The organism is Novipirellula galeiformis (assembly GCF_007860095.1).
In the GTDB taxonomy this organism is placed as follows: domain Bacteria; phylum Planctomycetota; class Planctomycetia; order Pirellulales; family Pirellulaceae; genus Novipirellula; species Novipirellula galeiformis.
Map to the genome: position 1 here is coordinate 145,764 of NZ_SJPT01000003.1, position 22,160 is coordinate 167,923.

General features: G+C 56.5%; 13 protein-coding genes. 7 read left to right on the forward strand and 6 right to left on the reverse strand.

The features are described 5' to 3' along the window. On the forward strand, positions 1-240 hold a 240-nt coding region (locus tag Pla52o_RS08805), incomplete at its 5' end, for a tyrosine-type recombinase/integrase (protein WP_231612201.1). A gap of 304 nt (positions 241-544) precedes the next feature. On the opposite strand, the gene Pla52o_RS08810 is transcribed toward Pla52o_RS08805, so the two are convergent. From Pla52o_RS08810 to Pla52o_RS08840, 6 genes are all read right to left on the reverse strand, one after another. After that, complete coding sequence (locus Pla52o_RS08810; protein WP_146594253.1) at positions 545-1,729, reverse strand: serine hydrolase domain-containing protein; 1,185 nt, start codon at positions 1,727-1,729, stop codon at positions 545-547. 585 nt (positions 1,730-2,314) lie between these two features. Next, entirely contained in the window at positions 2,315-3,535 is a 1,221-nt protein-coding gene (locus Pla52o_RS08815; RefSeq protein WP_146594254.1) for a type II secretion system F family protein, read from the reverse strand. A 139-nt stretch (positions 3,536-3,674) separates the two neighbouring features. Next, positions 3,675-5,369, reverse strand: coding sequence for a GspE/PulE family protein (locus Pla52o_RS08825; RefSeq protein ID WP_146594255.1), 1,695 nt, complete (start codon positions 5,367-5,369; stop codon positions 3,675-3,677). Positions 5,370-5,600: 231 nt separating this feature from the next. Next, positions 5,601-8,777, reverse strand: a complete 3,177-nt coding sequence (locus tag Pla52o_RS08830) for a secretin N-terminal domain-containing protein (RefSeq protein ID WP_146594256.1) — start codon at positions 8,775-8,777, stop codon at positions 5,601-5,603. A gap of 705 nt (positions 8,778-9,482) precedes the next feature. Further along, positions 9,483-10,766, reverse strand: a complete 1,284-nt coding sequence (locus tag Pla52o_RS08835) for a 6-phosphofructokinase (protein ID WP_146594257.1) — start codon at positions 10,764-10,766, stop codon at positions 9,483-9,485. A 266-nt stretch (positions 10,767-11,032) separates the two neighbouring features. Continuing rightward, on the reverse strand, positions 11,033-11,704 hold the full coding sequence (locus tag Pla52o_RS08840; RefSeq protein ID WP_231612202.1) for a tellurite resistance TerB family protein: 672 nt from the start codon (positions 11,702-11,704) through the stop codon (positions 11,033-11,035). 219 nt (positions 11,705-11,923) lie between these two features. Between Pla52o_RS08840 and Pla52o_RS08845 the strand changes: the two genes are divergently transcribed. The 6 genes from Pla52o_RS08845 (at position 11,924) to Pla52o_RS08870 (ending at position 21,913) form a co-directional block, all read left to right on the forward strand. Beyond that, complete coding sequence (locus tag Pla52o_RS08845) at positions 11,924-13,879, forward strand: flagellin (protein WP_146594258.1); 1,956 nt, start codon at positions 11,924-11,926, stop codon at positions 13,877-13,879. Positions 13,880-14,011: 132 nt separating this feature from the next. Then, positions 14,012-14,473, forward strand: coding sequence for a flagellar assembly protein FliW (gene fliW / locus Pla52o_RS08850; protein ID WP_146594259.1), 462 nt, complete (start codon positions 14,012-14,014; stop codon positions 14,471-14,473). A 331-nt stretch (positions 14,474-14,804) separates the two neighbouring features. Next, a complete protein-coding gene (gene zwf / locus Pla52o_RS08855) occupies positions 14,805-16,256 on the forward strand; it encodes a glucose-6-phosphate dehydrogenase (protein ID WP_146594260.1) in 1,452 nt (483 codons plus the stop codon). A 745-nt stretch (positions 16,257-17,001) separates the two neighbouring features. Then, positions 17,002-17,706: a ribonuclease HI gene (locus tag Pla52o_RS08860; protein ID WP_146594637.1), complete on the forward strand. Its 705-nt coding sequence runs from the start codon at positions 17,002-17,004 to the stop codon at positions 17,704-17,706. A gap of 185 nt (positions 17,707-17,891) precedes the next feature. Further along, complete coding sequence (gene glgB, locus Pla52o_RS08865) at positions 17,892-20,159, forward strand: 1,4-alpha-glucan branching protein GlgB (protein WP_146594261.1); 2,268 nt, start codon at positions 17,892-17,894, stop codon at positions 20,157-20,159. Positions 20,160-20,845: 686 nt separating this feature from the next. Next, the gene (locus Pla52o_RS08870; RefSeq protein ID WP_146594262.1) at positions 20,846-21,913 is read left to right on the forward strand and encodes a WD40 repeat domain-containing protein; all 1,068 of its coding nucleotides are present in this window, start codon (positions 20,846-20,848) and stop codon (positions 21,911-21,913) included. Positions 21,914-22,160 lie beyond the last annotated feature (247 nt).

Genomic DNA, 22,160 nt, shown 5'->3' on the forward strand with positions numbered 1-22,160 from the left:
TTCCCGCCGCACCTGAGACAAGCGGTAGAGGCTGCGGGATTGCTCAAACATGTGACCAGCCACACTTTCCGGCACTGCTTCGCCACTCATTTGCTGTGGAACGGAACGGACATTCGCCAGATCCAGAATCTGTTGGGGCACGCCGACATCAAGACGACTGAAATCTATACCCATGTGGACAATCGTGTTGGGCCCGTGGTCGTCAGCCCGCTGGATCGATTGCATGCCGACGCCATTTGAAGACCGCCGGAAAGCCGATTTTAGCTGCACTGCCTGACGCTTGAGTGGACCTCCGGTCCCTTGGGTGGCGACCCAATTGATACCCACTGCAAGGATCTCGGAAGCAGATTATTGGCAATCCGCTGGGGAGTTGCAAGTGAATTGTCCGGATTTCTTATCGCCAGGGTGGGAGTTTCGCCAGCGCGAGGACCGGGGGCGGCGTAGCCATCCGCGTGGACGCTACGGTTTCACGGCCAGCGATTTGTTTGGTCGGCCCCTCACCCCCAACCCTCTCCTCGAAAAAGCGGGGCGAGGAGAGCTAGTTTTAGCGGGCTGATGGTTCTTGGCTGGCGGCGATCGCGGCGTCGGCGGCAATCGTTCCGATTTGTCCGGCCAACGCATTAACGCTGCCCTTGCCATCAGGGTGCACTCGGTTGCTCAAGAAGATTACATAAAGCCCCAATTCCGGATCGATCCACAACGCCGTCCCGGTGAACCCACCATGCCCAAACGCAGACGAGGTCATCGTCTTGCCGCGATTGGATGAGTACCCCGATTGCTTGTCCCAACCGAGACCGCGGATGCCATCGCCAGGAACGGCATACGCCGCAGTCATCGCGTCAAAGGCTGTGCGTGATAGGATCGTGGTCTCACCGCTGCTGCCATGATTCGTCATCACGTTGGCATAACGCGTAAGATCCGCTGCGGTGCTAAACAATCCCGCGTGTCCAGCGACTCCACCCAATGCGTAAGCTCTCGGATCATGCACTTCGCCTCGCATCCATTGCCCCTTGCGACGTTCCGTGGCCGCGGCGCGGTCGTGTAACGAGGCATCGGGCAGGTAACCCGTTTCCCGCATCCCCAGCGGAACAAAGATGTTTTTCTGTGAGAACGCATGCACATCCTGGCCCGTCTTCCGCTGTACCACTTCGGCCAACACAATGAAGCCGACATCGGAGTAACGGAACCGTTCCTCCGGGGTGTAATTGAGCCCCAGGTTCATCACGTTTTCCATCGCCTTTTCAGCGTTATCGACGTAGTCCGCCATGGCGTTGTCGGGGATCAAACCGCTGGTGTGCAACAACAATTGTTTGATCGTGATCTCCTCTTTGCCGTGATTGGCAAATTCGGGCAAGTGTTTCGAAACGGGGTCTGCGAGCGTGATCTCCCCTCGATCAACCAGGATCATCACACTGGTCGCCGTCGCAATCGGCTTGGTCAACGAGGCAAGGTCAAAGACCGTGTCCTTTGTCATCCGCAGGGGAGTCGGTTGCAGTTGTCGATGACCATAAGCGCGCTGGAACACGACGTGGTTTTGAAACCCGATCGTGACCACGGCACCGGGCAACTTGCCTTCGTCGATCGCGTCGTTCACCAACGCATCAATCGCTTCGAAACGCGTTGCGTCAATGCCCGACGATCCCAAGGGCGTCGCATCGGAGGCGAACAGGGATCCCCCGGAGAGCAGGAAGACCACCGCGAAACATCGACCCAGGTTACTTTGATTCATAAAAAGCTTTCGATTCATCATCAACCACACCAAGCGAGTCGGGGAATTTAGAGGGAGCTGGGGATCCAACAAGATTGGCCCCAAATCGGTACGGATAGAATCCACAAGTGTTTTGTTAAGTTTAAACGTTGGGATGCCTTACGCAGTAGTGGAGCTTGCGAAGACGCCCCCTGTTGTTGGGGGTGGAAGGATCTTTTGCAAGATCCACTATCTCAAGACCACAGCCCGACGTCGCACTCGATTTCAAACCCGCAACGCCTCCTCTTCATCCTACTCTTCATCTCAATCCCGGCAGCGCAACCGCGATGGACCATCACCGACCGAAACCGATCAGGATTAAGAGTTAAGCAGGTAGGCAGGAGCCTTTCGTTAGATTAGCCGTTTTGGCGTTAGCTACGGTTCAAGCGGTTCAAGCGGGGCTAACGCCCAATGGCTAAAGGGATCTCACCCAATCATTCCTGCCTGCCTGCTTAAAGGGGGACAACGCCATGCGACCGTCCGTTGCACGGTGCTGCATCCTCGCCCACGCGAGGTGAGTCATCGGCACCGAGTCCTGCTGCGCCAAAATCACCGCTTGTTTAAGGTCTAGAGCGTGGTACTGCTCTTGAGCACGGGGACCAACAGCGCCATGACGACCGCCAGCACCAACACGGCCATGATTAACAACATGATCGGTTCGAGCAAGCGAACGAACAGATCAAGGCGGCGAAACGTGCGTTTTTCCAGCGAGTCTGCGATCTCCGGCAACACCCGATCGAGCGAGTTACTCTCCTCACCGACGCTGATCATTTCCGTGACACTCACCGGCATGTAACCGGACGATCTCAGTGGAGACGCCAGACTTTCGCCGCTGCGAATATTCTCGGTCGCGTTGGCGATCGATTTACTCAACAAGCGATTGCCCGTCGCACTGCGGCTGATCTCCAGCGATCTTAGGATCGGCACCCCGTTGCCAAGCAAAGTCCCCAGCACGCGACAGAACCGCGCGACCGCCAAGTTCATCAAAATGTCGCCCAGCACCGGGATTTTTAACTTGATCCGATCGGCCCATTCCTGACCGGCTTCGCTACTGAGCTTGACTTTCAACAAAACCAAACTGGCGACCATCAACAGTAAGAACAGCCACCCCCAGTTTTGGAGAAATTGGCTAAAGCTGAGCAGCGCTTCGGTGGCCCACGGCATCTCGCCTTTGCGACGCAGACGTGTGAACAACATCTCAAATTTCGGCACGAAGAAGACCAGCAAGGTCACGATCACAACCGAACCGACCGAAAACAAGAACACCGGATAAGCCATCGCGCTGACGGTTCGTCCTTTCAAATCCTCCTGCAATTCGGTGAACGTGCCAACGCGATCGAGTGCATCTTCGAGGAATCCACCTTCGGTTCCAGCGCGCACCATGTTGGTCCCCATGTCGCTGAACACTCCCGGATAGCGGGCCATTGTTTGTCCAAGTGTTTCCCCCTCTTCGACGCGGGCACGGACATCCGCCACGACTTCCTTCAAGACCGCGTTGGAGGTTTGTGTGCCGAGGATATTGAGCGAGCGAATCATCGGCACGCCGCTGCGCAATAGCGAAGCGAGTTGCCCGTAAAAGATCGCCATCGTTTGTCCATTCACCTTTTGACGACGATTGAACAAACTGGCCAGTGTCGGCGATTTACTTTTGGCAACATCGCTGACTTTGACTGGAAACAAAGACCGTTCGGCCAGAATCGAGGTGACCTCGCGCTCCGTGCTCGCTTCGACGGTTCCGTTGACCTGTTTTCCGGTCAAGTCGCGGGCGGTGTAAGCAAAGGTTGGCATGGAGGAAGCGAGTGGAAAGGGGAAAGGGGAAAGGGGAAAGGGGAAAGGGGAAAGACAAGGAGACAAGGAGACAAGGAGACAGGGAGACAGGGAGACAGGGAGACAAGGAGACAGGGAGATGGGGAGATGGGGAGAGGGGTTAAGCGATCGCTTCGCCCTTGGTGACGCGGAGCACTTCGTCGACACTCGTTTGGCCTGCGATTACTTTGTCCCAGGCGTCCATTCGCAACGTTCGCATCCCATTCTTGACCGCTTCGCGTCGAATGTCCCAACTACTGGCTCGATCTTGAGCGAGTTGGCGAATGGTATCCGAGGTGACCAACAACTCATAAATCCCCATTCGGCCTGCGTAACCAACTTGGCGGCATTCGCGACAGCCAACGTTTTGGTAAATCACCGCATCGCCAGCTCGATCCCAAGGAAAGTCGCTGGGGAATTCCGATTTAGCTGCGGTGCTCGGTGTTTTGCAATGTTTGCACAAGCGTCGCACCAAGCGTTGGGCCAAGACCGCTTCGACGGTCCCGGCGACCAGGAATGGCTCGACCCCCATATCGCCCATTCGCGTGAACGCTCCGGCGGCATCGTTGGTATGCAACGTGCTAAAGACCAAGTGCCCGGTCAGCGATGCTTGGATCGCGTTTTCGGCGGTTTCAAGGTCGCGAATTTCTCCGACCAGCACGACGTCGGGGTCATGCCGCAGAATACTTCTCAACGAAGCCGCGAAGGTTAGCCCGATTTTGGAGTGCACTTGAATTTGATTGATCCCGTCGAGCTGATACTCCACGGGATCTTCGGTCGTGATGATCTTGGTTTCAGGACTACGGATTTGTAACAAGCTGCTGTACAACGTCGTCGTTTTCCCGGAACCGGTGGGCCCGGTGACCAGCACGATGCCGTGCGGGTATTCGATGATTTTGCTGAACACGCGGTAGATCTCGGGGTTCATTCCCAACCCTTCGAGATTGAACACCATCGACGACTTGTCCAACACCCGCATGACGAGACCTTCGCCATGGATCATCGGGATCACGCTCAGCCGAATATCGACTTCGCGTCCGTGCACGCGTAATTTGATGCGTCCGTCTTGCGGCAACCGTTTCTCGGCAATGTTCATCCGCGCCATGATTTTCAAGCGGCTAATGATGGCTGCTTGAAAACGATTGATTTCTGGAGGCGCCGGTTGCGGATGCAAGATCCCATCGATGCGATAGCGAATTTGGATCCCATCGGATTGCGTTTCGATGTGAATGTCACTGGCACGCGTCTCGATCGCTTCGAGCAGAATCTCGTTGACCAAACGAACGACCGACGCTTCTTGAGCCATCTCGCTCAATTCGCTGCCGTCGGATTCAAACGCATCGAGCAATTCGACGTCATCGTCCACCACGGCCGCCATCAATCCTTCGACCGTTTCGCTACCGACGCCGAGGTGTTGTTTCACCAATCTCGCAATTTCGGCGCGTTCGGCCACGACCGGGATAATGTTCTTTCCCGTCGCGGCACTGGCTTCATCGAGCGGGTAGAGATCCAAGGGATCCGACGTCGCTACGACGATCGAACCATCTTGGAACGCAATCGGAAACAGCGATTGACGATAGATCAATTTTTGCGGAAATCCCTCCAGCGCCTTCAGATCGATCTCAGCTTCGCGGAGGTCGATGTAATCGAGCCCCACCTCTTCGGCAAGCGCTTCGAGCGCATCGCGTTCGGCGACAAAGCCCAATTCGATCGCCGCTTGGACCACGCTGGGTGAATCGCTTTGGCGACTTTGCTCGAGTTGTTCTGGGGTGAGCAAGCCACGTCGCTTCAGGATCTCACCAGCATGCATGATCATCGTTTTGAACTTTCGGTCAAATTTTTGAGGCAAACGGCCATCGCGGACACGCTTTGAAGTTGCGGGGTTGTTCATTACCCACAGCGTTGGCTTTTCATCACCCGTCACGTCCGCGAGGGAGAATCGATCTTGATTTGATCCCTCGTTGACGCATCGGGTTGTGATCGTTTGGAATCGGTATCAGCGACCACGTTGCGTGGTTCACGCAACGCTCCCTTCATGGGGTGAAGCTTAGCGTCCTCGGCCACCGCCGCCGCCACCAGCGCCGCGTTGGCCACCCCCGCCGCCCGCTGCAGCGGGCCCGCCGGCTCGGTTACCGCCTCCGCGAGCACCGCCTCCGCCTCTTCCGGCCCCGTTCTCTCCGCCACCACGCATCGCCCGAAACATCTCGATTCGGCGTTGGATGTCGTCAGAACTCGGTGTGGTCGCATTGGTTGCGGGAGACCCGGTGTTGGTTTTTCCATCGGAGGTCGTGGAGGAGGACGATGTTTTCACACTCGCTCCGAGGATGGATTCGAGCGCTTGTTTGACGACATCGGCTTTGATGTCCCCTTTGAGTGTAACGACTTCGACGCGTTCCTCACTCTGCATTCCGCCTTCGTCCAGCGCGATCACCAATTGCCGCACTTCGTTAAAATCTTGGGGGGTCGCGATCACGACCAACGAATTGCTTCGTTCGTCGACGGAGACGATGATTTTAGCAGGTTCACTTTGGGCTTTCGCTCCTCCGCCACCGCTTCCGCCACGGCCCCCACCGCGAAGCGCCGCAATGATCTCTTGCGGATTGGGTTGTCCGCCCCCACGGTTTGCTTCGGAGGCTGATTTCATGCGATCGGCAAACACACTTTTGACCACTTCGGCGACACTTTTGGCGTCTTGGTAAATGACGGGAATCAAGGCGGGTTTGGCGACGACTTCGACATCCTCGGGGCTCTCTTGGATGTCGAGTTTGCGCAAAATGATTTCAATGGTTTCAAGATCGATGGGGTTAGCTTGCACGATTAAGGCATTCAGTCGTGCGTCGGGAACGATGCTGACCGATCCCGAGCTGGTCAGGATCGATTTCGCCGACGATTCGCTATCGCCCCCTCCTCCACCGCCGCCCATTCCGAGCAACCCCATCATGCCGCCGCCAAGGCCCCCTAGGCTGCTGCCGAGCGAATCGGTCACCGACGCCATCGAGCTGTCTCCGCCTCCCAGGATGCTGGCGATCAATTCCGCCGTCGTATCGGCCTTGGCGTACTTAAGCCAAAAAATCGTGGGTAAACTTGCTTGCACGTTACTGGACGATGCAAACGATCCCATCAATGCTTCGAAGGCATCGAGCGCCTCGGTGTCCTCGGAAGCGACAATCATGCCCGCGGGCGAGAATTGGATGACGATATCGGATCCTTGGAAATCAAAACGTATCTCTGGATTACCGGTGGATGCATCCGACGCCGTCGCTTCTTCTTGTAACGGCGTCGCGACCAATTGGTAACCCGCACTGCGATCCGGTCCGCCAGCAACGACCGTTGGCTGGGCGGAACGCCTCACTCCGGTGCGACTGTCGATGGGCAAGGCAGGAGCCGCTTCCTTGGAGCGGTTCGTTTCAAACGGCATTTCTCTTTGACTCGCCCCGGCACCCTCGGGTGTTTTCTCGGGATGGACACGTCGCTCAGGCATTTCGCTACCGGATGAGGCGGGTGTACCGGCGGTGCGAATCGTACGGATATCGTTCTTGCGACCGAGCGTGGACCAAACGCTCTGGACTTGGCGAAGCGCGTCCTCCGCAGCCTGGCCGGTGTAAGGCAACACGCGAACTTTGTCGCTCATGTTCCCGAGCACATCTTCGCCTTCGAGTTCGCCGATCAATTTTTCAATCATCGCGATGTCATCTGGTTTGCCGCGAATCCACAATCGTCCGGTCAACGGATCCCCGTCCACGATCGGCCCGCCAGTGTTTTCGGCGGTCACTCCAAAGAATTTATTGATGGTCAAAAGGGCCTGTGCCGGGTCAAGCCGCCGAAGCGTGATGACTTTAAAGTCCTGACCGCTGCCTTCGAGTTTGGCGATGGTCGCGGCAATCATCGACTGAGTTTCGGGACGCGCGTAGGCCACAATCGCGTTGGTTTTCGGGTCGATCGCAATCCGAGTCTCCGGCGTCCCCGCCAACAAGGTTTGCAGCACGTCGAAGACCGTCGCGGAATCCGCTGTCTTGACCCGATGCGTCTCGAAGACGGGAATCGCAACGTCGGCTTGCGTATTGGGGTCGGCGGTGACCAACGGCTTGTCGGCTTTTAACAGAATGCTTTCCAATAAGGCAACTTTGCCAGGCAATCCGGTGGCGTAAATGCGTTCGCCATACAGCCCCACCGAAAGTCGAATTTCGTCGTTTGCGTTTTGTCCGGGGTCGAGTCCGATCAAGGGGCGAGCGATCTCGAGCATTTCGTCACTGCCGCGATGTTGCAACACAATTTCAACGACGGTCGAATCGGCTTGGCGTGCATTTTCAAGCAATTGGCGAATCGCAAGCAGTTTGGCAACCGTCTCGGTCACCTTGACCTGCCGCGCCGAGTCCAACACGATCGTGCGTCCCCAGGGACCGACCAGTTGTGCGATTTCTTGACGAGCCGCGTCAGGAGTGAGGCTGCCGAGCGGGAACACACAGCTGACGATGTCGCTGCGACTGCGGCCGTCAAGTTCATCAAGCGTCACCAACTCGGCCACTTCGCTAATCAGGTTAGCGGCGTTTTCAACTTCCAAATCGATCAACAACAACATCCGGCCGCGACGGACCAGGGCATAACCACGATCGAGCAGCAAGCGGTTCAAAATATCGAGGCTCTCCGCTGCGTTGTAAGTGCGACTCGGGTCCACATAGTTCACCGTGCCAGCGGGAAAGCGATCGATTTGCAGCGACAGATCGGCTTGCTCGGAAAACCACTCCAAAACGTCCTTCCAACTGGCTCCGGAAAAGTTGAAGACGAAGCCCTCCTCCGACTTCACCGTGTTGTCGATCGCGGTGGACTCCGCCGGCGAAGCTTGCACAGGAACGGCTTGCATCGCAGCAGCGGGCTGGTTTTCCGCGGCAGCAGGCTGGGTTTCCACAGCAACGGGCTGGGTTTCCGCAGCAGCGGGCTGGGTTTCCGCAGCAGCGGGCTGGGTTTCCGCAGCAGCGGGTTGGGTTTCCGCAGCAGCGGGTTGGGCGGACGGCGACGGAGCGGCGTTCGAATCCGCAGCCGCAACCGCGGGGACGTCTGCGGTCGAACTGGCCTCCGCGGGCGTCTCCGCTGGGGCTGATATCTCGGCCGGAACGGGCGTCTCGGGAGTTTGTTGAGACGCATCGGACTGAGGAGCCGCCACCGCAATCGAGGGAAGCGGGGAGGTCAGGATTGCGACGACGATAAAAAAGAGCGAATATTTCATGCTCGAAAAAACAAATCCGTGGAAGAGGAAGCCACTTGGACGCCGAAGCAGCGAATTAGAACAGGCCATCTCGGCCGCTTCGTCACCCGATTATCTTAATCACTTTCACCTGAATTCCTCGCTGCGAGCCATCGACCTGGGGGCAAGAAACGGGCATTTGCGATGGGGTGACCGATTATGCAGGCCTTCACGCGGAACTCAGCAGTAGCTTTAACCCCTCCGAAACAGAGAAGTTTCTAGAGAAAGTGATCGATTTGGGGGTTTTAGCAAAGCGCCGTGGATTGAAGCCGTGGATTGAAATCGCCTACGCTCCCGTTCCTTCGTCCCGGTTGGGAACGCCCCATTCGATTTCCCTGCGGCGAAGCACCAGAACGACAAGGCAGCGGCCCGCAGGGCCCCCGCCCCCCAAGGTCGCTAAGCCGACGGCAACGCTTTGCTGATCGACTTGCTAATAGGCGTCAACGTTTTGCTAACGAAGGCGTCTGCCAATCGGCGTTCCAGCTTCCCCCGTTAGGCGGTCGGGTTGCCAGCAGGCTGCGGGGGTGCCCAAAAATCAGACGTAGCCCTGACGAACGAAAAAAGCCAACCTCGCAGTCGAGGTTGGCTTTCAATCGTGGGGCTTCGCAACAAGCGAGGCTTGTCGCATGATTTTAAGCTTGCGATGCTCTTGGCGACTTGCGTGGGAAATCGCTTTTGATCGCAGGCTTAGTTATCGATACAGGTTTCCAAGAAACGGGCGAGACGGTGGAAGTCGCTGCCTTGCTCGATAAAGCGAACCTTGGTGACCAAGGTTTCGGGATCGACAAGTTTTTCGAACGGAACGAAGTGCAAATCGAACTGTCCGCTGACCGAAACCATGACGCCGTTGAGTCGCTCTTCGACCAGGGCGCGGTAGGCACCGACACCGAGTTGCGAGCCGAGCATGACGTCGTAGGCTTGCGGAGGTGCACAACGAGCTTCGTAACCCAGTTGCAATCCGTTGACCTTGCGTGTCTTTCCGGTGCGTTCGTTGTATCGCTCGCTGATCATCGCGGACATCATTGACGACAAATTGATCGACGAGATGTTGATGTGTCCATGGTCATCGCGGCTGACGCCTTCGAGGTACTTCGTCGGCAGGTACTCGGCCATGCCTTCGGCGATCACGATGGTTCCGTATTGGCGACCTTCGCGTTCGCGAGCGAGCATCATGTCGACCATTCGATCGATGACTCGGTCAAGCGCCATCACCTTGCGAGATTCGCCGGTTTCTTGGTTGACGATTTCTTCGTCAGCCAACGCGCCACAAATATCTTCGACACTCAACACCATGCTGGCTTCGCCGGCGATCGCGGCGCCGTAAGCGAGCCATCCGGCGCTGCGTCCCATCGCTTCGCAGAGGAAATACGACCGACCGGCGGCAGCGTCAAAGTTCAGGTTGCGAATTTCTTCGGCCAAGGTTTCCACGGCGGTGAAGAAGCCGAACGTAAAGTCGATCCCCGAGTAATCGTTGTCGATGGTTTTGGGCAGATGCACAATCGGGAAACGTCGCGCGTCAACGGGCAAGTTGTCTTGGAACAACTTCAGTTTGTTGGCGGTCTTGAGCGTGTCATCGCCACCGATCGAGATCAGGGCGTCGACTTCGAGCGAGCAGAGACCTTCGTACACGCGTCGCAGCGGGGCGACGAGCTCGGGGTCTTTCAGATGTGCTGGCGAGCTGACGTGTTTGCCGGGGTTGGTGCGGGCCGTGCCGATCATGATCCCGCGACTCGAGCGTGCATTGGTCAGCGAATCGTGAGTGAAACGGATGTAGTCGGCGCCTTCTTGCAGCGGGCCTGCGGCGGTGTATTCCGCGAGTCGGCTGTAACCATGCTTGATTCCGAAGACCTGAGCCCCTTCTTCGAGAAACGAAAAGGCGGCGGTCGAAATCACTGCATTGGCCGCCGGTGCGGGACCGCCTGCGAACAAGATGGCAACGCGTTTGATATCCACAATTTGTTGATTGGCCATGGAGCGATTTCGTTTGTTGGTAAGGAGTTAAGTGGTGGGGAACAGCTCAATGCTTCACCGCCGATTTTAGGGATCGTTGGCTTTTCGCCAAGATGGGAGGAATTCGGCTCGGAGGGAGATCCCCTGTGGAGTGGGTCGAGTGAGGCAGCGTGGTTGCCATTGCGCGGCGGGTAAGGCAACACGTCGCGCCTTGGCATTGAAAATGAGCGTGATCGTAAAATGAGCATGATCGAATTTGCTTCGATCGCGACCCCAAAGCGGTCTCGCTATGCATCCCAGAGCAACGCTTCTTCGATCGCGGCCTCGTATTCCAAGTCGGTCAGTTCGAGGATTTCTCGCATTTCCGCCAAGATTTCGAGCTGTTTCGGTTCGAGTTTCCCCTCGGCCGATGCGGCTAAGAACATCGCTTGCAAGGCACGCATCCGCTGATCTTGGGTCCAGCCTCGCGAGGTCGTTAACACGTAGTTTTTGGCGAGGATTTTGTTTTCCCTAGCAATACTGCACAAACGTCCCAATTCTTCGCGATCGATGGGCTGCTCTAGCAGATGATTGGCGATCGTTTGCAAGGCATCAATCTCATTTTCGCTGATTTCGCCATCCGCCAGCACGACGAGCACCGCCGAGCGAATCGCTTCATCAAGAAATTGCGATTCGACGGTCGCTTCGTGGGTTTCACGATCCATGCTCAACACGCTCTGGTCCCACGTGCTGCGGCAACTGTCGCATTGCACGAACTCTTCGGCCGCACCGATCGGCACGGTGGGGACGAAATAAAGCGTTAAAAAGGGGCGTCGGGCACGCAAACGAAACGATTGCGGTGTCCGACAGGCCGGGCAGTAAAAATTGCCACGATCACGCGTCCGCGTCAAATTCATCGTGCCAATGAGGATCATATTGAGAACGGGGAAATGAGGAATCGGAGAGGGGAGACGCCACAAGATTCAGAATGGGTAGTTTACCAAGTGTTTAACGGTTAGTTGGGTCTATGACGGGACGGATTAGCGTGATTGGACGGATCACGACGGATTGATTGGGGGCAAATCAGGCGAAGTTCCGAATAAGAGCGATAACAAGTGAAGCTTTCTCTTTCATTTTAAGTTCGCTCGCCCACTTTAGGCGTCGTTCGCCCCGCGATCGACGCCGCAACGTAACGCACCATGTCCATTCTTCCCGTCTCGGCAAATCGAACGAACACTCCGTTGATGAATCAGCGGATGTTGTTCCAGCTCAACGCAGATCAGCTTGCGCTACAACACCAGTACGATCAACTATCGTCGGGACGCAGCGTGTTGAAGATTTCGGACAATCCGGCTGCCGCGAACCGCGCGTTGGGGCTCAACCGCGGCATCGACCATGGCAACCAAATGGTGCGCAATGCGAATTCGACGATCGGCTACTACGATACGGCCGATCGTTCGTTAGCCAGCGTCGACAACGCGTTGATTACCGCTCGGGCAACGGCGGTTCAAGGTGTGGAGACGATCAATTCGCAAGACGAACGCGACGCGATGGCATTAACGATTCGCGAAACGATCAATAACGTCTTTGCGGCGGGTAACGCGATGTTCCGCGACCAACAATTGTTGGGCGGAATTTTGAACGATGGGAATGCCTACAATTTCGTTGACGGTGACATCGTTTACTCGGGCCGAGACGCGATCGGCCAGACGATGCTCGGCTCGGGAGAGTTATCGGCATTGAACGCCACGGCCGCTGAATCACTGGGGACCAACAACGTCTTTTTGAAGGGCGAACCGCTCGGCGCGGCACTCGACTACAACACCCGCTTGGTCGATATGCGAGGCGGTATCGGCGTCGCCCCAGGGGTGATTGAATTGTCCGGCGGCGAGGGTTCGGTCCAGGTCGATTTGAGTAACGCGGCGACGATTGGTGACGTTGCCGACGTGCTTTCAAAAGTCCAATTGGATGGACGCCCCTTGTCGGTGACGATCGGCGACGATTCGCTAAAGATCGCTTACGCCGATGATTTGCCGGGCACGTTGGCGATCCAAGACACCAAGGGCAGCACGCTCGCACGGGATCTATCGATTTTGAATCCAGGCGGTTTGACCGCGCCACCCATCATCGGGGATCGATTGACCCCACGCTTGACCACCAACACCAAGATTGAAGACTTGGCGTTCGGTGCCGGGATCGATTTGAGCGGGGGCATCACGATCAAACAAGGCAACCAGAGTTTTGCGATCGATTTTTCGGAAGCCAAAACGATGGGCGATGTGTTGATTGCGATCAACCGCAGCGGTGCCGATGTGCACGCCGAACTAAATGATACCGATGGCAGCATTCAATTGCGTGCGTTGCGCAGCGGTGTCGATTATTCGGTGGGCGAAAATGGTCAATCGGCGGCGCAGGAATTGGGGATTCGCTCGGCAACCGAAAACACCACGCTGAAGGAACTCGGACGCGGACGCGGCGTCGTGCTCAACCCCAATAGCGAAGATCTCGTCATCACCCGTCCTGATGGCGTCGTCCTCAGTTTGGACCTCGAGGGTGCCGAGACGATTGATGATGTCATTCAATTAATTCGCAACCATCCGAACAACCAAGATACCTCGCGGATCCTGGTCGGTTTGAACACGATCGGCAACGGGATTGAATTGCAAGCACCGCCGGGGGCCGAACCGATGTCGATTCGCCAACCGCAATGGAGTAACGCTGGCACGCGATTGGGGTTGATCCCCGAGGGGCAAAGCGAAGCGTTTGGAGAAACGGTCGGTAGCGTGAACCAGATTGCCGGTGAGGACTATATGCCTCGCGACGCGGGGGGGGCACTCGACACACTGCTGCGACTCGAAACGGCGATTCGCGACGGGGATATCCCTGAGATCGAACGTTTACAAGCGCGCGTGGATGCCGACCTCGACCGAGCCAGTCGGACACGGGGTCGGATCGGCGTCTGGACGCGGAACTTGCAAGATTTGAAAGACGCATCGGAAACGACGGTGATTCAGTTAAAGGATCAATTGTCCAACGAGGTTGACGCCGATTTGGCGACCTTGATCAGCGAATTGAGCCAACGACAACTCTCGATTGACGCATCGATGCGGATCATTGGCCAAGCTTCACAAACGACGGTGCTGAACTACTTGTAACGATTTTAACGATTCGTTTCATTTTGATGGTGGCGCCGCCGATAAAGAGAGTGGAAGGTTTTTGCAGAGACCTTTCTGTCATACACAGGCCTTTCTGTCAAAAAGCCCCACGGTTATCGGGAACGAATGGACATGAGAATCGACACGAATCGTTTTGGAACGTTGCAGATCAACGCAGACGAGTTGTTTCTCTTCCCTCAGGGGTTGATTGGCATGGAAACGCTTCGCCAGTGGGCGTTGCTGCCGGACCCCGAGAGTCCGTCGGTGGCATGGCTGCAAAGCGTCTCGCGCAGCGACCGTGCGATTCCGTTGGTCAGCCCTCGTGCGTTCTTTCCCGATTATCGAATCCACCTCCGGCGACGTGAGCTGAGCGGTCTTCATTTGCGCAGCGACTCGGAAATGTACGTGATGACGACCGTCTCAGGACGCGAAGGAAATATGACGACCAACCTTCGCGCCCCCATCTTGTTGAACTTGCTCCACCGGTTGGGATGCCAAGTGATCGCGGACAACGAGTTGCCGATCCAGCAGAGTCTGAGCATCGCTCACGCTACGATCGGTGCGAGCGCGTCCCCCCTCCGCCAAGCGGCCTAATCGCCACTTGCGGCGATTCGCATGCCCGACGCGCGGCGTGCTCATCGAGCTGGCCTGTTGAGCTAGCCTGTGAAGCTGGGCTATTGAAGCTGGCCTATCGAGCTGGGCTATCGAAGCTGGCCCAACCAGCTGTCGATTGGGCCGGTCCGTTGCCCGAGGGAGCGATGCTGGCCCTCGACATGGCTGTAAGTCGCTGAGATCTTCACTACGGCCACGACAACGCTGTTGGATCTTCCTGAAGATCCGCAAGTGCCTTAAGCTGTGTCAATCACGTTGCCCCCAGGGGGTCCACCGTTGAACGCAAGCGCACCGCACGAGAGAAGACAGCAATATGGCACATACCATCGTAATTTTTGGCGCCTCAGGCGACTTGACCAGCCGGAAACTGATTCCGGCGTTGTATGTCATGTTTACCAAAAAGCGATTGCCCGAGGGCTCTCGGATCGTGGGGGTTTCTCGCAGCCATTTTGAGCACGAGCAGTGGCGTGAATTGTTGCGATCGACCACGGAGCAATTCGCTGGCGAGGCGTTTAATGCCGAGACCTGGAATCGCTTCAGTGAGAACGTGTTCTATCAGGCGGGGGACATCAAGGATCCCGATGACTTCCGAAGTCTCGCATCCTTCCTTGAAACGATCGAACCGCAAGAGAACTCTGGCCGGGTCTACTACTTGTCGACCATGCCGCAATTGTACGAAGAAGCGATCAAACAACTCGGTGCTGCGGGATTAGCCGACGACACGGATGGCTTCCGCCGGGTGATCATTGAAAAGCCGTTCGGCACCGATTTGCAAACGGCTCAAAACTTGAACCGTTCGATCCACACCGTCTTTCGTGAAGACCAGATCTATCGCATCGATCATTATCTCGGCAAGGAGACGGTCCAGAACATCTTTGCGTTGCGGTTTGCCAACAGTATTTTCGAGCCAATTTGGAATCGCCGGTACGTCGACAACATCCAAATCACGGCAGCCGAAGAGGTCATGATTGGTCGCCGAGCGGGTTATTATGACACGTCAGGCATTTTGCGTGACATGTTCCAGAATCACATTCTACAGTTGATGATGATCACCGCGATGGAACCGCCGGCGCGTTACGATGCCGCGATGGTGCGTGACGAGAAAGTCAAAGTGTTGCACAGTATTCGGCGGATGACCGGCGGCGACTTTGCCGCGAACACGGTGCGTGGCCAATACGATGGCTATTTGAACGAAGAGGGTGTGCCCAAAGGAAGCCAAACCGAAACCTTTGCCGCGATCAAGCTGTATTGTGACAATTGGCGTTGGAAGGGAGTTCCGTTCTACCTGCGAAGTGGCAAAGGCATGTCCTGTCGCACGACACAGATTGTGATCCAGTTCAAGAATGTGCCGCACATTTTGTTTGGCGAAAAAACGCGAGAGCCTTTGGGCAATCGTTTGGTGATTCAGGTCCAACCGGCCGAAGGCATCCAATTGCACTTTGAAACCAAGGTGCCTGATTCGGAAATGAAGACGCGGACGAGCACGATGGACTTTAGTTTCCGCCATGCCCCGGGTGGCAATTCGATGCCAGATGCTTACCAACGCTTGCTGGTGGATTCATTAACCGGAGACGCGAGTCTGTTTGCTCGAAGCGATGAAGTCGAATTGGCGTGGGGAATCATTGACCCGATCATCGCAGCTTGGCGAAGTCCCGCGGCGCCTGATTTGTTCACCTACGAGCCAGGGCTGTGGGGACCGGACGAAGCGAAATCGTGGATGCAGAACCAGCATCGCGAATGGTTCGACGTCTGTCCCGTGCTCTAAACCGCTGGCCTGTGCTCTACCGCTGGCGGAGCAGTCCTTTGGCATCACTCGACTAACGGCAAGCCGATCCTAGGGGAGCCGTCCGGATTTGTCTTTATCCGCCGTGTTGCCCCGACGCTCGCCATCGTCTGGGCGCTCGCCATTATCAGCGTTCGCCCATCTTTCACCTTGGGCATCTTTCACCTTGGGCATCTTTCACCTTGGGCATCTTTCACCTTGGCTCAGTGTGATGGTCTACCGAGCGGGTGCATCGTTGGGCATTTTCGCTGGCCCCCCAAGCGGCATTTCCATCAAGCGGTGCCGTCTGGGCGTTGGATGATCGCAGGGCTGTCATTCTCGACATCTCAAACGCCCCCTGCCGCCCTTCTCTCCTCCTCTCCTTCTCTCCTCCTCTCCTTCTCTCCTTGTCTCCTTGTCTCCTTGTCCCCTTGTCTCCTTGTCTCCTTGTCTCCTTGTCCCCCTCCCACTCCCCCCTTTCCGCTACCGGTTATCGCGGTCGCATCTGTCCTAGCGGGGCGAGTGAAACCAGGTTGACTTTTTCACCCAGTCAAGGTTTGGCGAATAGGTCGAGTTTGTCGAAGCCACATCTATCACCCGTCATGGGCTGACATTGATTCGTAGCAATGTCGATTCGATGACGTCGGTGCGCTTGATGGATCGAACCTCCCAATACGTCGGGTTTGGCAAGATCAAGGCATGATCGCCCCCAACCCTATGACCCATCCTGTTGGAAATTTCAGTCGTGATGCTTCAATCAATCGATGCGACATCGCCCCCCGTTGTGCCCGGCACAAGCGGTGATGTCGCCCAAGACCTGTCTCCCAGCGGTGACAAAGTCGACCTTCCAAGTGACAACATTGTCTCGGAGTATTTGCTCGTATGCGAAGCTCGTTCGACGACGCTTGTCGATGGCTTTTGGCAATTTTCGCTTGAGACCGCAGACGGTGAGTCTGTGCTCTCGGCGTATGACAACGAAGTGGGTGACTTGAACCGACTGACGTTGCTCGCCGCAGTCCGTGGACTCGAAGCCATCGAGGGTGCGTCAACGGTAACGTTGATCAGCAACAATCGATACTTGATTCGGTCGCTAGCCGATTCGCTGCCGCGATGGCGCGAAAACAATTTTGTCTGGGAACACTTTGGACGTCGCATCGATGTTCAACATGCCGACCTTTGGCGTCGAGTGGATCGTGCGCTGCAGATCCATCGCGTCGAGGCGTGCTTAGTTTCATCACGATTGGTGAGTCCGGAGCGTCGTCGCTCGGAGGTCGCCCAAGATCCAAATGCTGCCCATATTCGAGTGGACTCGGCACACTCCTCCGTAGCCGCCCCCCACGCCAACAAACAGCCAAACGATCGACTTCGTCAATGGCTTCTTGGCGGGGGAGCCTCATCGGGAAGTGCGCCGGCGCGACGCCGAATCCGCAGCGCTGATTTGCTCGAATCGTAGCGAGCAAACGAGGGAACCATTTTAGCTGCCCGATTGTTCGTTGGCCGGCGCCTTTCATTGCGCGGCGACGGAAATCGGGCAGCTCAATCCCCCCTCCCTCGCGGTCTCTCGTTTCGTGCGAGAGGCGTTCCCAATCCATAAATCTACCCCATTAGCACGCATTTTTTTGTATTTCGGTATCCCAAATGCACACACAAGTTTCGCTATCGTCGATCTCGAAATTGATCAACGGAACGCATGAGAACCCCTCCTGTTTGTTGGGCCCCCATCCGATCGATTACCGCGGAAGTGCGGCCACAGCCGTGCGCAGTTTTCTGCCCGAGGCGCAAGCGGCTTGGATTGTGGATCCCGTCAATGGCCAACGGCGCGCGATGCGTCGTATCCATCCTGCGGGATTCTTCGAAGCGATCTGCGAACCTATGGTCGACGTGACCATGGCAAAGGGGCAAGATGCTAGGGAGCACCAATCACGTCTTCACACCATTGCCAACTCGAAGTATCGCATCCAGATGACCAACCAATCCGGGGAAACAATCGAAATGCAAGACCCGTATGCCGTTCCCTCCATCCTGACCGATTTTGACAATTACTTGATCGGCGAAGGCAAACACTACCAGCTCTACGAACGTCTCGGAGCTCAACTCCGCACGGTCGACGGGACTCCGGGGGTGAACTTTGCGGTCTGGGCGCCCAATGCCCGTTCGGTCCAAGTCGTCGGTGACTTCAATGGTTGGGATGGCCGTAAACACGTCGCGCGAATGCATCCCAACTTGGGCATTTGGGAATTGTTCATTCCCGCTGCCAAAGCAGGCGATCGCTACAAATTCCGCGTGCATTGCAGCGATGGTTCGTGGGTCGACAAGAGCGATCCGTACGGTTTGGCTGCGGAATTGCCCCCGTTGACCGCCTCGATCGTGTCGAACCTGAACACGTTCCAGTGGTCGGACAGCAAGTGGCTCGATCAACGCAGCGAATGGAACCCGATGCACGAGCCGATGAATGTGTACGAAGTCCATCTAGGTAGTTGGCAGAAAGGGCCCGGCCGCAAGCACGGTTGGCTTGACTATCGCGATTTGGCTCGACGTTTGGCTGAGTATTGCCATCGCATGAATTTCACGCACGTGGAATTGATGCCCGTCAGCGAGCATCCCTACAGCGGTTCGTGGGGTTACCAAACGGTCGGATACTTTGCTCCTACCAGCCGACACGGCAGCCCCGAAGATTTCATGTTCTTCGTGGACTACATGCACCAACAAGGCATCGGGGTGTTGATCGATTGGGTTCCCGCCCACTTCCCCAAAGATGCTCACGGACTTCGTCGTTTCGATGGCTCGCCGCTCTACGAGCATGCCGATCCACGCCAAGGCGAACATCCCGATTGGGGCACGATGATCTTCAACTTTGGCCGCAATGAAGTCCGCAACTTCTTGGTCGCCAATGCCTTGTTTTGGTTGGATAAGTATCACATTGATGGACTTCGCGTCGACGCGGTCGCTTCGATGTTGTACTTGGACTACAGCCGCGAAGATGGCGAGTGGATTCCGAACCAGTACGGGGGACGAGAGAATCTCGAAGCGATCGATTTCTTGCGGGAAGTCAACACTGCGATTCACGACAAGTACCCAGGGGTCGTCACGGCGGCGGAGGAATCGACGGCATGGCCGGGGGTTTCACGTGCGGTGGACGACGGCGGACTCGGTTTCACTTACAAGTGGAACATGGGCTGGATGAACGACACCTTGGCGTACATGCAAAACGATCCGATCCATCGCAGCCACCATCAAAACGCGCTGACCTTTAGTCTGATTTACGCCTTCACCGAAAACTTCATGTTGCCACTCTCGCACGATGAAGTGGTTCACGGCAAAGGATCGTTGATCAGCCAGATGCCAGGCGACATGTGGCAAAAATTTGCGAACTTGCGACTGCTGTACTCGTACATGTGGACGCACCCAGGCAAGAAGTTGTTGTTCATGGGGGGCGAGTTCGCACAGTGGAACGAGTGGAATCATGATGACGGCCCCGATTGGATGTTGCTCGACTTCGCCACGCATCGTGGAGTGCAACAATTGGTTGCGGATTTGAACAAAACCGTGATCGAAAATCCCGCATTGCACCAATTGGACTTCAGCGGAGAAGGTTTCGAATGGGTCGATTGCATGAATGCCGAAGCGAGTACGTTGGTCTATCTGCGCAAGGGAATGAACGGGACACCCCCAATTTTGGTGTGCAGTAACTTTACGCCAGTCGTTCGCAACGATTACCGCGTCGGGGTTCCCCAAGGCGGTTTCTGGAAAGAGATTTTCAACAGCGATAGCGAAGCGTACGGCGGATCCAACGTGGGCAATTACCCCGGCCGTAAATCGATCGGCAGCGGCCACCATGACCGGCCTGATAGCATCTCGATCAACCTGCCACCGTTGGCAACGGTCATGTTCCGCTTGGAAGAGTAGATCGAGGCCTAGTGGATCGAGGCCTAGTGGATCGAGGCGTCCATGTGCCGTAATGCGGCTAGTGCATCCTCCATCCCCTTATTCTTGGGGTCAACCAAATCCGGCAGGCCTTGCGTCCTGCCGCGAAAAGAGTACCGGAACGGCGCCAGCCGCCCGGTCTCACCCCCATTTTTAGACCCGGCGGAGCACTAGGCAGCAGTCGGTTCACCACGGGAGTCGCCTAGCCGCCAGCCGTTTAGCCGCGATGCAGCGGAACCCGCCCAGGCCAACGCCGAATGGCGTCTCCTTGGGCGGCGAAGGGGAACCGCGAAGACAGTGGACACCGAACACGCCAACACAGGAAACGCAGGCAACCTGAGGGACACAGGTGCTTTGCGGCGTGATTTTGAAGTGGTTTATCCCGCTGTCGTCCGAGACGCGGCGGGAGCCGCTCGAGCGGTTTCGTCAGCGGCCGACTCGCCCCAGCCAGCCTACCTCCGCCGCGTTACCCCGTCGGATGGCGACTTTTCCGATTATTCCGGGTATTCCTGTCATGCCGGTTTTGCGGATGGTCGATCTAGACCACAGCAGGGTCTGTGCGCGATGACGTCTGTTTTTGAAGGCGACATCTTCGGGTGTCACCCAGGAGATTCAGATCTCCCGCGGCGCACGACCATTGATTACTCGTTTGTTTGGGGGAAACAGACATGTCGCGTTACCTTTCGCGTCGCTCTTGGTTCACAACCGCTACCACGGCCTTGATCGCAATCGGTTCATCGGATCCGAGCATGGCACAAACGCCAACGATCGCCAAAGCGTTTGCTCGCGACTCATTTCCAACGCGAACGATTCGATTAGAGCCGATCGGGGATCGCACGAGTTCGCCGGTGGTCACAGCCATTGCAGCCGATCCACGCGGCGAATTCTTAGCTGCGGCGGGGGACGATTTCGGAATTCGCATCCTCGAAGTCTCGACGCTGCAGGTCCTCTACACCCTCAAAGGCCATCGCGATCTGATCCGCACTTTGTCGTTCGATCCCCGCGGCGACTCACTGGTCTCCGCAGGCAACGACGGCCAATTGATCGTTTGGGATCGCAAACGCAGGTTCGAAATGGGTCAACAAATGCAGGGCACCCCGGCCTTGGCGTGCGTTCGATTTTCGCCCAATGGAGGCGAAATGGCCGCGGTTGGCTTCGACGCCAAAGTGTTCATCATGGGTCAAACGGGCAGCAATACTCCCCAATTCCGTTGCGACTGCAATGACCTTCGCAGCGTCGCCTACCGCGATGACATGCAGATTTTAGCCGTTGGAGGCCGCAGCGGTGATTTGCATCTGTTTGATCCCCAAAACGGAGGCCTTATCGCCGACCCCCATTTGCACAACGGACGAATTCGAGACATCGTGTTCCCCCCGCACAGCAATCATGTGATCACCGTCGCCGAAGACGGACACGTCGCGGTCTATGACACCGAAAACCAGAAACGGCGTCATCAGATCAAAGTGACCTCGGGCCGCCTATTCGCAATCGCCATTGTCGATAGCCAACACATCGCGGTGGCGGGATCCGACAATGTGATCCACATCGTCAATACTGATGACGGCACGGTGCGTTACAAGCTCGAAGGACATGTCGGTTCGGTTTCGACGCTGGCCGCCACGAACGGTCAGTTATTCTCCGGTGGCTTCGATGCAACGCTGCGACGTTGGAGCCTCGAGGAACTGCACCGCGCGGAAAGCCGAATTGCAGAAGGCGAAATTCGCATCGAACGATAAACACCGATGACTCAACAGCGCGTTACGCATTTGAAAAGATGGACGCAATCAAAATCATAACCCGACGCGTAAGCGAGAGACCGAGTCAAAATCGAGATCCCCTCGCTTACGCCTCGGGTGATGAACCATGGCGGCTAACCCCGTGCCGCTCCTAGACCAAGTCAATCCAATCCAGAGCCGCCTTTCACATCCCGGAAAGCCCGCTCAATCGCTTCTTTCACGGTGTGAAAGACGATGCCCCCAAATC